Annotated in this window: 15 protein-coding genes; 12 read left to right on the forward strand and 3 right to left on the reverse strand. The window is 64.3% G+C overall.

The window, feature by feature from the left end; all coding sequences use genetic code 11:
- Window positions 1-27 precede the first annotated feature (27 nt).
- Entirely contained in the window at window positions 28-600 is a 573-nt protein-coding gene (locus TQ29_RS01680) for an NYN domain-containing protein (protein WP_037210072.1), read from the reverse strand.
- A gap of 351 nt (window positions 601-951) precedes the next feature.
- Here TQ29_RS01680 and rpoZ point away from each other — a divergent pair, with 351 nt between their 5' ends.
- The 11 genes from rpoZ (at window position 952) to TQ29_RS01735 (ending at window position 9,889) form a co-directional block, all read left to right on the forward strand.
- The gene (gene rpoZ / locus TQ29_RS01685) at window positions 952-1,305 is read left to right on the forward strand and encodes a DNA-directed RNA polymerase subunit omega (RefSeq protein WP_037210071.1); all 354 of its coding nucleotides are present in this window, start codon (window positions 952-954) and stop codon (window positions 1,303-1,305) included.
- A 31-nt stretch (window positions 1,306-1,336) separates the two neighbouring features.
- Entirely contained in the window at window positions 1,337-3,463 is a 2,127-nt protein-coding gene (locus TQ29_RS01690) for a bifunctional (p)ppGpp synthetase/guanosine-3',5'-bis(diphosphate) 3'-pyrophosphohydrolase (protein ID WP_054537777.1), read from the forward strand.
- Window positions 3,464-3,484: 21 nt separating this feature from the next.
- A complete protein-coding gene (locus TQ29_RS01695; RefSeq protein WP_054537778.1) occupies window positions 3,485-4,135 on the forward strand; it encodes a DUF2062 domain-containing protein in 651 nt (216 codons plus the stop codon).
- A 36-nt stretch (window positions 4,136-4,171) separates the two neighbouring features.
- Window positions 4,172-4,936 carry a pyridoxine 5'-phosphate synthase gene (locus TQ29_RS01700; protein WP_054537779.1) on the forward strand — a complete coding sequence of 255 codons (765 nt, stop codon included), beginning with the start codon at window positions 4,172-4,174 and terminating at the stop codon, window positions 4,934-4,936.
- Window positions 4,937-5,000: 64 nt separating this feature from the next.
- Entirely contained in the window at window positions 5,001-5,402 is a 402-nt protein-coding gene (gene acpS, locus TQ29_RS01705; RefSeq protein ID WP_037210066.1) for a holo-ACP synthase, read from the forward strand.
- A gap of 58 nt (window positions 5,403-5,460) precedes the next feature.
- Window positions 5,461-6,249 (forward strand): signal peptidase I, encoded by a 789-nt coding sequence (gene lepB, locus TQ29_RS01710; protein WP_054537780.1) that lies wholly within the window; start codon window positions 5,461-5,463, stop codon window positions 6,247-6,249.
- Complete coding sequence (gene rnc, locus TQ29_RS01715) at window positions 6,246-6,935, forward strand: ribonuclease III (protein ID WP_054537781.1); 690 nt, start codon at window positions 6,246-6,248, stop codon at window positions 6,933-6,935. Before lepB ends, rnc begins: the two co-directional genes overlap by 4 nt.
- Entirely contained in the window at window positions 6,928-7,842 is a 915-nt protein-coding gene (era, locus tag TQ29_RS01720; protein ID WP_054537782.1) for a GTPase Era, read from the forward strand. The genes rnc and era overlap by 8 nt, the downstream gene beginning before the upstream one ends.
- The gene (locus TQ29_RS01725; RefSeq protein WP_054537783.1) at window positions 7,839-8,168 is read left to right on the forward strand and encodes a DUF1491 family protein; all 330 of its coding nucleotides are present in this window, start codon (window positions 7,839-7,841) and stop codon (window positions 8,166-8,168) included. Before era ends, TQ29_RS01725 begins: the two co-directional genes overlap by 4 nt.
- 56 nt (window positions 8,169-8,224) lie before the next feature.
- Window positions 8,225-8,956, forward strand: a complete 732-nt coding sequence (gene recO, locus TQ29_RS01730) for a DNA repair protein RecO (protein ID WP_173585950.1) — start codon at window positions 8,225-8,227, stop codon at window positions 8,954-8,956.
- 63 nt (window positions 8,957-9,019) lie between these two features.
- Window positions 9,020-9,889 (forward strand): transglutaminase-like domain-containing protein, encoded by an 870-nt coding sequence (locus TQ29_RS01735; RefSeq protein ID WP_082386494.1) that lies wholly within the window; start codon window positions 9,020-9,022, stop codon window positions 9,887-9,889.
- Here the strand turns inward: TQ29_RS01735 and TQ29_RS01740 are convergent.
- A complete protein-coding gene (locus TQ29_RS01740) occupies window positions 9,886-11,577 on the reverse strand; it encodes an acyl-CoA dehydrogenase family protein (protein WP_054537785.1) in 1,692 nt (563 codons plus the stop codon). The genes TQ29_RS01735 and TQ29_RS01740 overlap by 4 nt on opposite strands.
- Before the next feature lie 166 nt (window positions 11,578-11,743).
- Here TQ29_RS01740 and TQ29_RS01745 point away from each other — a divergent pair, with 166 nt between their 5' ends.
- Entirely contained in the window at window positions 11,744-12,514 is a 771-nt protein-coding gene (locus TQ29_RS01745; RefSeq protein WP_037210059.1) for a sulfite exporter TauE/SafE family protein, read from the forward strand.
- A 51-nt stretch (window positions 12,515-12,565) separates the two neighbouring features.
- On the opposite strand, the gene TQ29_RS01750 is transcribed toward TQ29_RS01745, so the two are convergent.
- Window positions 12,566-14,164, reverse strand: coding sequence for a phosphoenolpyruvate carboxykinase (locus tag TQ29_RS01750; RefSeq protein WP_054537786.1), 1,599 nt, complete (start codon window positions 14,162-14,164; stop codon window positions 12,566-12,568).
- Window positions 14,165-14,211 lie beyond the last annotated feature (47 nt).

Genomic DNA, 14,211 nt, shown 5'->3' on the forward strand with positions numbered 1-14,211 from the left:
ACCGGGGCGCGGGGCCCCGGTTTCTGTTTACTCTTCGGCGGCCATCTCGACCGGGGCATCGGCCCGCGGTTCGCGTGGCGGGCGCCCGATCACATCGCGCAGCTCGTCCAGCTCGATGAAATTGTCGGCCTGGCGGCGAAGCTCGTCGGCGATCATCGGCGGCTGCGAGCGAATCGTCGATACGACCGACACCCGGACCCCCTTGCGCTGCAGGCTCTCGACCAGCGGGCGGAAATCGCCGTCGCCGGAGAACAGCACGATGTGATCGACATGCGGCGCCAGCTCCATGGCGTCGACCGTCAGCTCGATGTCCATGTTGCCCTTGATCTTCCGCCGGCCCTGGCTGTCGGTATATTCTTTGGCCGGTTTGGTGACCATGGAAAAGCCATTGTAATGCAGCCAGTCCACAAGTGGTCGGATCGGGGAATATTCGTCATTTTCCAGCAATGCGGTATAATAAAACGCACGCAGGAGCTTGCCACGGCGCATGAACTCCTGCCGCAGAAGCTTGTAGTCGATATCAAACCCGAGCGCCTTCGCAGCCGCATAAAGGTTTGATCCGTCAATGAACAGCGCGAGCCGTTCGTCTCTGTAAAACATATACTGTCCTTCCGGTAGATGTCCCGCAGCGTGTGAGTGAGTGGTGGGAAATGCGAGAGACTGGCACAAAAAATGCTCGGAACGTCGAGGGGAGTTAGGGTATTCGGGCCGCTGCGGCAACCCTTGGCCCGTCATCAAACTGATACATTGTCCAAAAGGCCAGTCTGGAATTCCGATTTCGGCGATTCCCGGCCTATTCACCAGATGTCAGCGGCGCTACGACGCGCCCGGGGCGGCTTGCGACACTGCAAGGCCGGATAACATAGCGCTGACAAGGCAATCTGCTCTTGTCAAGCGTTTTGCGAGTCAATAGATAAGGCACTCCACTTTCCAGATGGATTGGAGTATCCCATGGCCCGCGTGACGGTCGAAGATTGCGTTGACAAGGTTCCGAACCGGTTTGAGCTGGTGATGCTTGCTGCCCACCGGGCGCGAGAGATCACGTCTGGCAGCGCCCTGACCGTGGACCGGGACAACGACAAGAACCCGGTGGTCGCCCTGCGCGAGATCGCCGAAGAAACCCAGTCTGCCGACGCTCTGCGTGAACGCATGATCGAAAGCAACCAGACCCAGATCGAAGTGGACGAACCCGAAGAGGATTCGATGGCACTTTTGATGGGTGGCGAGGCTGACAAACCCGCCGATGACGATATGTCTGAAGAAAAGCTGCTGCGCGCATTGATGGACGCGCAGGGCCAAAGGTAAGGGCGAACCGCCCTCATAGGATGCGGACCGGATGCCGAGGATCGATGTCGAAGACCTGATCGCTCTGGTCCGCAACTACAATCCCAAAACCAACGAAGCGCGGCTGCGCCTTGCCTATGACTATGGCGAGCGCATGCACGAAGGGCAGACCCGCCAGTCGGGCGACCCCTATTTCACCCATCCCGTCGCCGTGGCCGCCATCCTGACAGAGATGCATCTGGATGATGCGACGATCATCACCGCGCTGCTGCACGATACGATCGAAGACACCAAATCCACCTATGGCGAGATCGCGACGCTGTTCGGCGAAGAGGTGGCGGAGCTTGTGGATGGGGTCACCAAGCTGACCAACCTGCAACTGTCTTCGTCCGAGACCAAGCAGGCCGAAAACTTTCGCAAGCTGTTCATGGCGATGTCCAAGGATCTGCGGGTGATCCTCGTCAAGCTGGCCGACCGTTTGCACAACATGCGCACGATCAAATACCAGCGCCCCGAAAAGCAGGCCCAGAAAGCGCGCGAGACGATGGATATCTATGCGCCGCTGGCCGGCCGCATGGGCATGCAGTGGATGCGCGAAGAGCTGGAGGATCTGGCCTTTCGGGTGCTCAACCCCGAGGGGCGCAATTCCATCATCCGCCGGTTCATCACGCTGCAGCGCGAAACCGGCGATGTGGTGCATCAGATCACGCTGGATATCCGTACCGAGCTGGAAAAGGCCGGGATCGAGGCGGATGTCTTTGGCCGCGCGAAAAAGCCCTATGCGATCTGGCGCAAGATGCAGGAAAAGAACCAGGGCTTTTCCCGTCTGTCCGATATCTACGGCTTCCGCATCATCACCGACAGCGAGGCGGATTGTTACCGCGTGCTGGGGGCGATGCACCGCCGCTGGCGCTCGGTTCCGGGGCGGTTCAAGGATTACATCAGCCAGCCGAAATCGAACGGCTATCGTTCGATCCACACCACGGTTTCGGGGCGTGACGGCAAGCGGGTGGAAATCCAGATCCGCACGCGCCAGATGCACGAGGTGGCCGAGGCCGGCGTTGCGGCGCACTGGTCATACCGCGACGGCGTGCGCGCCGAGAACCCGTTTGCCGTCGATCCGGCCAAATGGCTGGCGGCGCTGACCGAACGGTTCGGCAATGCCGAGGATCACGATGAGTTCCTCGAGAACGTCAAGCTCGAGATGTATTCCGACCAGGTGTTCTGCTTCACGCCCAAGGGCGATGTGGTGAAGCTGCCCAAGGGGGCGACGCCGCTGGATTATGCCTATGCGATCCACACAAGGATCGGCGACAGTTGCGTGGGCGCCAAGGTCGACAACATCCGGGTGCCGCTCTGGACCCGGCTGAAGAACGGCCAGTCGATAGAGATCATCACCGCCGAAGGCCAGCGCCCGCAGGCCACATGGATCGACATCGTGGTGACGGGCCGCGCCAAGGCCGCGATCCGCAAGTCGCTGCGCGAGGAAGACCGCGAGCGCTTCATCAAGCTGGGGCGCGAACTGGCGCGGGTCGCGTTCGAGCATATCGGCAAGAAATCCACCGACAAGGCGCTGAAGACCGCCGCCAAGACGCTGGGGCTGGACGGGCCGAAAGAGGTGCTGGCACGGCTCGGCTCCGCCGAGTTGCGCGCGCAGGAGGTGGCCAAGGCGCTCTACCCCGAGCTGGCCGCTGTTACCGGTGACGAGGTGGACGCCTCTCGCGCCGTCGTCGGCCTGTCGGCGGATCAGAGCTTCAGCCGCGCGCAATGCTGCCAGCCCGTGCCGGGCGAACGGATCGTCGGCATCACCTATCGCGGCCGCGGTGTTATGGTGCATGCCATCGACTGCCCCGCCCTGGCCGAGCTGGAGGAAGAGCCCGAGCGCTGGATCGACCTGCACTGGCATTCGGGCAAGCATTCTGCCGCGCATACGGTGACGATGAATGTCACGATCCGCAACGACGCCGGCGTTCTGGGCCGGATCTGCACGCTGATCGGCGAGCAGAAGGCCAATATCTCGGATCTGCACTTTGCCGACCGCAAGCCCGATTTCTATCGCCTGCTGATCGACGTCGATCTGCGCGATGTCGAGCATCTGCACACCGTCATGACCGCGATGGAAGCCGAGAGCGACGTGGCCGCCATTGAGCGATATACCGATCCCGACCGCAAACCCTGAACCGCCGGAAGGAGCCCTGGCTTGGTTTTCAAGCGCCGCGAAAAACGCTCTGTGCTGCAATCCGTGATCGGCTTCATCTATCCGCGTGGCGGGTGGGGGCGGGCCTTTCACTACATGCGTCACAGGGTGCGGCGGCTGCCAGACAGCCCGCAGCGCATCGCACGGGGGGTATCTGCGGGGGTGTTCACCACCTTCACGCCGTTCTATGGCCTGCACTTTGTCGTCGCCGTGCTGATCGCGCGGATCATAAACGGCAATTTGCTGGCGGCGCTGGCGGGCACGTTCTTCGGCAACCCGCTGACCTATATTCCGATCGGTGTGATCTGTCTCAAGGTCGGGCATTTCCTGCTGGGCACCCGGTTCGACGAGGATCTCGACAGATCGCTCGTGGCCAAGTTCTTTGACGCGGCCTATGACCTTTATGAAAATTCCATCGCCCTCTTCACCTCTGCCGAGGCCGACTGGAGCCATCTTGCACGGTTCTTCCACGAGGTCTTCGTGCCCTATATGGTCGGGGGTGTCCTGCCGGGGCTGGTCGCGGCGGTGGTGGCCTATTATCTGAGTGTGCCGGTGATCGCCGCCTATCAAAAGCACCGCCGGGGCCGGATCGCGAAGAAGCTGAAAGAGCTGCGGGAAAAGGCGGCGGCGGCCGCGGCGAAAGAGAATTCATAGCCGCGCCTGGGCGGTTCGAACGGGAAGGGACAAGAGATGGCGGAAGGTCTGGTCAGGCCGCTGGGGCGGCTTCGGCTCGGGGTCAATATCGATCACGTGGCCACCGTGCGCAACGCGCGCGGCAGTGCCTATCCCGACCCGGTGCGCGCCGCGAAACTGGCCGAAGAGACCGGCGCCGACGGTATCACCGCCCATCTGCGCGAGGATCGACGCCATATCTCGGATGCCGATATCGAAGGGCTGATGGCGGCGCTGACCCTGCCGCTGAACTTCGAGATGGCCGCGACGCAAGAGATGCAGGCCATCGCCCTGCGCCATCGGCCCCACGCCGTGTGCATCGTTCCCGAAAAGCGCGAGGAGCGCACCACCGAGGGCGGGCTGGAGGTGGCGCGCGAAGAGAACCGGCTGGCGCATTTCATCGCGCCGCTGGCCGAGGCCGGTTGCCGGGTGTCGATATTCATCGCCGCCGACGCGCGCCAGATCGAGGCCGCGCATCGCATCGGTGCCGCGGTGATCGAGCTGCACACCGGCGCCTATTGCGACGCCCATGCCGAAGGCCGGTTCGAGGAACGCGACGCCGAGCTGGCGCGCCTGCGCGAGATGTCGGCCTATGCCCATTCGCTGGGGCTGGAGGTGCACGCGGGCCACGGGCTGACCTATGACACGGTGCAGCCCATCGCAGCCTTCCCCGAGGTGATGGAGCTGAACATCGGCCATTTTCTGATCGGCGAGGCGATCTTTCGCGGGCTTGGCCCGGCGATCGGCGAAATGCGCCGCCTGATGGATGAGGCGCGGGCATGATCGGACAAGCCGGCCTGATCTGTGATATGGCGGGCTATCCCCCCGTCTGCGCGGCGCGTTCCTGATGATCCTCGGCATCGGCACCGATCTGGCGAATATCGAGCGGATCGAGCGTACGCTCAACCGATATGGAGACCGGTTCCGCAACCGCGTGTTCACCGAAACCGAACAGCGCAAGGCCGAGCGTCGCGCCGACACGCCGGGCACCTATGCCAAACGCTGGGCCGCGAAAGAGGCCTGTTCCAAGGCGCTGGGAACCGGCCTGCGCATGGGGATTTCGTGGAAGGACATGGCGGTGTCGAATATCGACACCGGCCAGCCGCAGATGCATGTCACCGGCTGGGCGGCCGAGCGGCTGGCGCAGATGACGCCGGCGGGCCACCGCGCCATCATTCACGTGACCCTGACCGATGATCACCCCTGGGCGCAGGCTTTCGTGGTGATCGAGGCGCGGCCCGTGGCTTGACTCCCCATCCCCGCCCGCTCATGTAGCGGTGAACCAGTTAAAAGGCAGGGCAGAACGCATGGCGACCACGGACAAGAAGGCAGAAGGCGGCATCGTCGAGACGATCAAGACGGTGGTCTATGCGCTGCTGATCGCGGGTGTGTTCCGGACGCTGTTCTTTCAGCCGTTCTGGATTCCCTCAGGCTCGATGAAAGACACGCTGCTGGTCGGCGACTTTCTGTTCGTGAACAAGATGGCCTATGGATATTCGCAATATTCCTGCCCGTTCAGCCTGTGCCCGATCAATGGGCGGCTGTTCGGCTCCGAACCCGAGCGGGGCGATGTGGTGGTGTTTCGCCATCCGGTGAACGGGTCCGACTTCATCAAGCGGCTGATCGGCCTGCCGGGCGACACGATCCAGATGGTCAACGGCGTGCTGCACATCAACGGCGAGGCTGTGAAGCTGGAGGCGGATGGTACCTTTGCGGAGCCTTTCGCCAAGCAGGGGCCGGTGGGCTATTACCCGCGCTGCTCCAACAGCCCGGTGGGCGAGGGCGGCACCTGTGAAAAGGAAAAATGGACCGAGACCCTGCCCAACGGTGTCCGCCACAGCATCCTGAACGTGGGCAACGGCTTTGGCGACAACACCAAGGTGTTCGCGGTGCCCGAGGGCCAGTATTTCTTCATGGGTGACAACCGCGACAATTCCGAAGATAGCCGCTATGCGCAGGTCAGCGGCGGCGTGGGCTTTGTGCCGGCCGAATATCTGATCGGCCGGGCCGACCGGGTGATGTTCTCTTCCGCCGGACGGTCGCTGTTCTTCTTCTGGACGTGGCGCCCGGACCGTTTCTTCAAGGCGGTCGAGTGAAGCTGTCGGTCGAGATCAGCGCCTTTTCGGGCAGGCTGGGCCATGCTTTTACCCGGCCGGAGCTGTTGCTGCGCGCCCTGACCCATTCCTCGATCTCGTCGGCGACGCGGCCCGACAATCAGCGGCTGGAGTTTCTGGGCGACCGGGTGCTGGGGCTGGTGATGGCAGAGGCGCTTCTGGCGGCCGATCCGGAGGCAGCCGAGGGGCTGCTGGCGCCGCGGTTCAATGCGCTGGTGCGCAAGGAAACCTGCGCCGATGTCGCGCGAGAGATTGATCTGGGTGTGGTGCTGAAGCTGGGCCGTTCGGAGATGCTTTCAGGCGGGCGGCGCAAGGAGGCGCTGCTTGGCGACGCGATGGAGGCGGTGATTGCCGCCGTCTATCTCGATGCCGGGTTCGAGGCCGCGCGGGATGTGATCCTGCGGCTCTGGGGCGCGCGCGTGACCGCTGTCGAGGCCGATGCGCGCGATGCCAAGACGGCGTTGCAGGAATGGGCGCAGGCGCGCGGCCAGCAGCCGCCGCGCTATATCGAGCTGTCGCGCGAGGGGCCGGATCACGCGCCCGTCTTCACGATCGCCGCGCGTCTGGAAAGCGGCGAGGAGGCGACAGCCGCCGCCGGTTCCAAACGCCAGGCCGAACAGGCGGCCGCCAAGACGCTGCTGAAACGAATGGAGCCGGAACATGGCTGAGACACGCGCGGGCTTCGTGGCCCTGATCGGCGAGCCCAACGCGGGCAAATCCACCCTTCTGAACCGGATGGTGGGGGCCAAGGTTTCCATCGTCACCCACAAGGTGCAGACCACCCGCGCCCGCATTCGCGGCGTGGCGATGCAGGGCGACGCGCAGATCGTGTTCGTCGATACGCCCGGGCTGTTCCGGCCGCGCCGGCGGCTCGACCGCGCCATGGTGGCGGCGGCCTGGGGCGGGGCCGCGGATGCCGATATCATCGTTCTGCTGGTCGAGGCGCATCGCGGCGTGACCGAAGGCGTCGAGGCGATCCTGGAGGCGTTGCGCGAGCGGGTGAACGAGGGGCGCACCGTGGTTCTGGCGATCAACAAGATCGACCGGGTGAAGGCCGAGGTGCTTCTGGCCCTGTCGGCCAGGCTGAACGAGGCCTACCCCTTTGCGCAGACCTTCATGATTTCCGCCGAGCGCGGGCATGGGGTGGATGATCTGCGTGAATGGCTGGCGGCGCATCTGCCCGAGGGGCCGTGGCTGTATCCCGAGGACCAGATCGCCGATCTGCCGATGCGGATGATCGCCGCCGAGATGACGCGCGAAAAGCTGACCCTGCGCCTGCATCAGGAACTGCCCTATCAGATGACCGTTGAGACCGAGAACTGGGAAGAGCGCGACGATGGCTCTGTCCGGATCGACCAGGTGATTTATGTGGTGCGCGACGGGCACAAGGGCATCGTGCTGGGCAACAAGGGCGAGACCATCAAGGGCGTCAGCCAGGCCGCCCGCGCCGAGATCGCCGAGTTTGTCGGCCGCCCGGTGCATCTGTTTCTGCAGGTCAAGGTGCGGCCGAACTGGCTGGAGGAATCCGAGCGCTATTCCGAGATGGGGCTGGACTTCAAAGACGGGAACACATGATCCGGCTGACCGCCGATTTCTGGGTGCGGGCCTATCTGGCCCGGTTGCGGCTGGCCGACATTCCGGCCTTTGTGACGGCCAGGGGAGATCCGACCGCGGGCGCGGTTGTGGTGAAGCTGAACACGCTGGACGGGCAGGCACAGGCGTTTCAGAGGTCTTTCGATCTGACAAGCGGCGAGCGGGTCTGGGTGGTGCTGGCGCAAGGGGACGAGGCCGAGGTTGACGCCTCTGTCGCGCGGCAGCGCGGGTTTGACCCGGATCTGTGGGTGATCGAGGTCGAGGACCGCGCCGGCCGTCATTTGCTGGACGAACCGGGGCTTTCGTGACTTTCTTGCCTCCGGCGGGGATATTTTCGGAAAGATGAAGCCGGAATGCGGGTGCGGTGATGGAATGGCGGGATCAGGGGGCCTTGCTGAGCGTTCGGCGCTATGGGGAAAGTTCCGCCATCATCGAGGTGTTCACCGCCGAGCACGGGCGCCATGCCGGGGTCGTGCGGGGCGGGGCGGGCCGGAAGATCGCGCCGGTGTTGCAGCCGGGGGCGCAGCTTGATCTGACATGGCGGGCGCGGCTGGAGACGCATCTGGGCAGTTTCACCGTGGAACCGGTTCGGTCGCGCGCGGCGGCGGTGATGGGGGACCGGCTGGCGCTGTCGGGGCTGAACGCGGTGACCGCGCTGCTGGGCTTTGCCCTGCCGGAGCGCGAGGCGCATCCGGCGCTTTATGCCCGTTCGGTGACGATGCTGGATCTGCTCAGCCATGCCGATGCCTGGCCCTTGGCCTATCTGCGCTGGGAAATGGCGCTGCTGGAGGAGATGGGGTTTGGTCTCGATCTGACCCGTTGCGCGGTAACCGGCAGTCGGGATGATCTGGCCTATGTTTCGCCGAAGACCGGCCGGGCGGTCAGCGCGGAGGCGGCCGGCGAGTGGGCCGACCGGCTGTTACCATTGCCGTTTTGCCTGTTGGGGCAGGGGCCGGTCAGCGCGGCCGAGGTCGGCGAAGGGTTGCGGGTGACCGGGCATTTTCTGGCGCATTGGCTGGCGCCATCGCTGGGCAACCGGCCCTTGCCCGAGGCGCGGGCGCGGCTGATCGATCTGCTGGAGCGCGCCGCGGGCTGATCTGTCGTGCCAGTGTCATGCTGGGGCGGTTATCTGGCGGGGTGGCGTGCGTGGGGGCTGAGCATGACGTTCATTCTTGAGGTTACGGTCGCGGGGCCGGGTGCGGGGCGCCTGTTCGCGCCGATCGGCCTGATGACGCCGCATCTGCGGCCGGAGGTTTTCGTATTGGAAGGGGCCGGCTACCACCTGGCGGCCGAGGCGCGGACCGGCCAGTGGGTTGCGGTGCTCGAGGGCGTGACCGGCCCGGTGCGGTTCTGCACCAGTTTCGCGTCCGGGGGCGAGGCCTATCCCGAGGCGCTTTTCGTGCATCGGCCCAACCGTTTCACCGAGGCGGCGGAGGCATTGATCGGCGCCGCCCGCGCCACCGCGCAGGCGGCCGGCGGCGGGCAGGCCGGGCTGCGGGCCATCGTCAACGACGTGGCGGCGCAGTTTTCCTATGGTCACCCGGAGCAGCGGTTCTATGACGGTGAAGACAGTATTCCGGCGCTCTGCGGGCTGACCGAAGGTTCCTGCGTCGACATCAACACCTATCTGATCGCGTCTTTGCGGGCGGCGGGGTATGAGGCAGGCTATGTCACCGGCTATTTCTTCCCCGAGGAAAAGCGCGGGCGCTGTGACGACATGCATTGCTGGGTCGTCACCCGGCATGACGGCGCGGTGCAGGAGTGGGACATTGCCCATCATCTAAAGCTGGGGCTGCGCGAGATTGCGCCGGGGCTGAACCCGAAGCCCGGTGTGCGGGTGCCGGTGGCGCATTCGATGGGGCTGGACATTCCGGCGCTGGGGCTGACGGGGCTGAAGCTGCTGTCGCAACCGATGTGGCTGGCGCCCGACGGCACGGCGCGTTGGGCCGAGGTCGAGATTGCGCTCAAGGGTTACGACATGCTTGCCGCGCTTGGCGGAACGGGCCCCGAAAGGCCCGCCGGCGGTTAGCCCAGAAGGCGGCGCGCGATCACCTGGGCCTGGATTTCGGCCGCGCCTTCGAAGATGTTCAGGATGCGCGCGTCGCACAGGATGCGGCTGATCTGATATTCCAGTGCGAAGCCGTTGCCGCCGTGGATCTGCAGCGCGTTGTCGGCGCAGGCCCAGGCCACGCGGGCACCCAGCAGCTTGGCCATGCCGGCCTCGAGGTCGCAGCGCTTGTCGTGATCCTTTTGCCAGGCGGAGTGATAGGTGAGCTGGCGTGCGACCATGATTTCCACCGCCATCATCGCCAGCTTGCCGGAGACGCGCGGGAAACTGATCAGCGGCTTGCCGAACTGCTTGCGGTCAATGGCGTATTGCATGCCGACCTCGAGCGCGTTCTGCGCCACGCCGATGGCGCGGGCGGCGGTCTGGATGCGGGCGCTTTCGAAGGTTTGCATCAGTTGTTTGAAGCCCTGCCCCTCGACCCCGCCCAGCAGGTTCTCGGCCTTGACCTTGAAGCCGTCGAAGCCGAGTTCGTATTCCTTCATGCCGCGATAGCCCAGCACCTCGATCTCGCCGCCGGTCATGCCGGGGGTGGGGAAGGGATCGGCATCGGTGCCCGGCGTCTTTTCGGCCAGGAACATCGACAGGCCCTTGTAGTTGGCGGTGGCCGGATCGGTACGGGCCAGCAGCGTCATCACATGGGTGCGCGCGGCGTGGGTGATCCAGGTCTTGTTGCCGGTCACGACGTATTCGTCGCCCTCCCTGACCGCGCGGGTGCGCAGGCTGCCGAGATCCGAGCCGGTGTTGGGCTCGGTGAAGACGGCGGTGGGCAGGATTTCGGCGCTGGCCAGCTTGGGCAGCCAGTGTTCCTTTTGCGCATCGGTGCCGCCACACAGGATCAGCTCCGCCGCGATTTCGGAGCGGGTGCCAAGCGACCCGACGCCGATATAGCCGCGCGACAGTTCCTCGGACACCACAACCATCGAGGCCTTGGACAGGCCGAAGCCGCCGAACTCTTCGGGGATGGTCAGGCCAAATACGCCCATTTCGGCCAGTTCCTCGATGATCTCCATCGGGATCAGCTCGTCCTTGAGGTGCCAGTCATGGGCATTGGGCGCCACGCGATCATCGGCGAAGCGGCGGAACTGTTCGCGGATCATCTCCAGCTCTTCGTCCAGACCGGAGGCGCCGAAGGTGGCGTGGCCGGCATTGTCCTGCATCAGCGCCACAAGGCGGGTGCGCGCGGCCTGGCTGTTGCCCGCATTGCACAGGGTCATCACCGCGTCGGTCATCAACAGCCGCTGGTCGTCCTGGCCCAGGCCGATATCCTGCAGCCGGGCGATTTCGCCCTGGCTCATCGGGATGCCGCCGTAGATCTGCCACAGGTATTCGCCGAAGGCGATCTGCAGGATCAGCTGTTCCATCTCGCCGAACCTGCCCTCTTCGTGCAGCCGCCCGGCCCAACTGTGCATCTGCCGCAATGCCTCGACATAGGTTGCCAGCCACGACAGGGCATGCGCGCCATGCTGGTGCGCCTCCAGCGCCGCGGCGGACACGCGCCCCTCTATGCTGACGCGCGCGCGCAGCGTTTCGGTGGCCTTTTCCAGCAGCGCGCCGGCGGGGGCGATGGCGGCCTCCGTCAGGGCCAGAAGATCGGGCAGCAGGGCGTTCGCGGCGTCGTTCTGGGGCAGTTCCTGTCCGTCATGGGGCATGAGTCGGCTCCTTTTTCCGGGGTTCCGCTGGAAATAGTGTTTTTGCAGTTGCAGCGCAACAAAAATTCAATGAGCGCTGGCGTTTTGAAGCAATATGTCGCGCGTATAATTGCGGTGCGGCGTGGCACGATCCACGATATAGCCGGGGAAACCTGAAAGGCACCCGATGGACAGCATGATTTTCGGACTACCCGTTGTTTTCTTCGCGGCAGCGGTGGCGGTGGCGCTGTTTGCCGGGGTGGTGAAGGGCGCGGTGGGCTTTGCCATGCCGATGATCATGATCTCGTGCTATTCGATCTTCCTGCCCGCGCCGACGGCGCTTGCCGGGCTGATCATGGCGACGGTGCTGACCAATTTGGCGCAGGCGTTCCGGCACGGATGGCGCGCGGCTCTGGGATCGCTGCGCAAATACTGGCGGCTGATCGGCATGGTGGTGCTGTTCATCGGGCTCAGCGCGCCGCTGGTCAGGGTGCTGCCGCCGAATGTGCTCTATCTGCTGCTGGGCGTGCCGATCTTTGCGTTTTCACTGTCGCAGCTTCTGGGCCGGCAATTGATCGTCAATGCCGTGCATCGCAACCGGGCCGAGATGTTGATGGGCGCGGTCGGCGGGTTCTTCGGTGGCATTTCGGGGGTCTGGGGGCCGCCGGTCATCGCGTATCTTCTGTCGTTCAACACCGAAAAGACAGAGATGGTGCGCGTGCAGGGGGTGGTGTTCCTGATCGGCGCCATCGTGCTTCTGGCGTCGCATCTGACCACGGGGGTGCTGAATGCGCAGACCTTGCCACTGTCGGCGGTGCTGGTGATCCCGGCGCTCGGGGGCATGTGGATCGGCTTTCGCGTGCAAGACAGGCTTGACCCCGCGAGGTTCCGCAAGGCCACGCTGTTCATTCTGGCCATCGCGGCGCTGAATCTGATCCGCAAGGGGCTGATGGGATAGAAAAGGCCCCGCGCGGGGCGGGGCCTTTGTTTGTCTGTCGCTTCGGCCGGATCAGCCGATGGCGGCGGCTTTCACGTCATCGTCGATGAACGGCACGTATTGCGCGAAATTGTCGGCGAACATGGCCACCAGTTTCTGCGCCTGCGCGTCATATTCCTCGTTCACGCTCCAGGTTTTGCGCGGGTCCAGCAGAACCTCCGCCACGCCGTCCACGTGCACCGGAACCTCGAAGCCGAAGTTCGGATCCTTGCGGAACTCGGCATCGTTGAGAGAGCCGTCCAGCGCCGCGGTCAGCAGCGTCCGGGTCGAACGGATCGGCATGCGCGAGCCAACGCCATAGGCGCCGCCGGTCCAGCCGGTGTTCACCAGCCAGCAGGTGGCGCCGTGCTTGGCGATCTTCTCGCGCAGCAGGTTGCCATAGGCTTCGGGGCGGCGTGGCATGAAGGGGGCGCCGAAACAGGTGGAGAAGGTGGGCTCGGGCTCTGTCACGCCCTTTTCGGTGCCGGCCACCTTGGAGGTGAAGCCCGACAGGAAGTGATACATCGCCTGGGCCGGGGTCAGCCGCGCGATCGGGGGCAGCACGCCGAAGGCATCGCAGGTGAGCATGATGATGTTCTTGGGATGCCCGCCCAGTGAGGTTTCAGAGGCGTTGGAGATGTATTCCAGCGGATAGGCGCAGCGCATGTTGGCGGTCAGGCTGTCATCCTCGAAATCCAGTTCCTTGGTCTCGGGGTCGAACACCATGTTCTCGATCACCGTGGCGAACCTGGTGGTCGTGGCGAAGATCTCCGGCTCTGCCTCGGCGCTGAGGTTGATGGTCTTGGCATAGCAGCCGCCTTCGAAGTTGAAGGTGCCCTTGTCCGACCAGCCATGTTCGTCATCGCCGATCAGGGTGCGCGACGGATCGGCCGACAGGGTGGTCTTGCCGGTGCCGCTCAGGCCGAAAAACACCGCGGTGTCCACCGGGTTGTCGATGGCGTGGTTGGCCGAGCAGTGCATCGCCATGATGCCCTTGCCGGGCAGGATGTAGTTCAGCAGGGTGAAGACCGATTTCTTGTTCTCGCCGGCATATTCGGTGCCGCCGATCAGGATCAGCTTCTGATCGAAGTTCAGCGCGACGACGGTCGAAGACCGGCAGCCATGCTTTTCGGGATCGGCCTGGAAGCTGGGGCAGTTGATGATCGTGTATTCCGGCACGAAGCTGTCCAGCTCTTCGCGCGAGGGGCGGCGCAGCAGGTGGCGGATGAACAGGCCGTGCCAGGCCAGTTCGGTGACCATGCGCACGTCAAGCCGATGCTCGGGATCGGCGCCGCCGTAGAGGTCTTCGACGAAGTATTCGCCGCCCTTCATGTGCTCGAGCATATCGGCATGCAGCTGATCGAACGCTTCGGGCGTCATCGGCTTGTTGTTTTCCCACCAGATCGTGTCTTCGACCGACGGGGTGCGCACCACGAACTTGTCCTTGGGCGAGCGGCCGGTATGTTCGCCCGTCGACACCAGAAGGGCGCCGCCATTGCCAAGTGTCCCTTCGTTCCGCTTCAGCGCGGCTTCGACCAGCGCAGGATTCATGAGGTTGTAGTGAACCTGACCCAGCCCGCTGATGCCCTGATCTTCGAGACGCTGCTTGGGGTTAACCCGTCCAATCGTCATATGCTCGCTCCTGACGCCGTCGCTCGCGGCGGTCCCTTAAACTGACT

The organism is Actibacterium sp. EMB200-NS6, from assembly GCF_001305615.1.
Lineage (GTDB): Bacteria > Pseudomonadota > Alphaproteobacteria > Rhodobacterales > Rhodobacteraceae > Actibacterium_A > Actibacterium_A naphthalenivorans.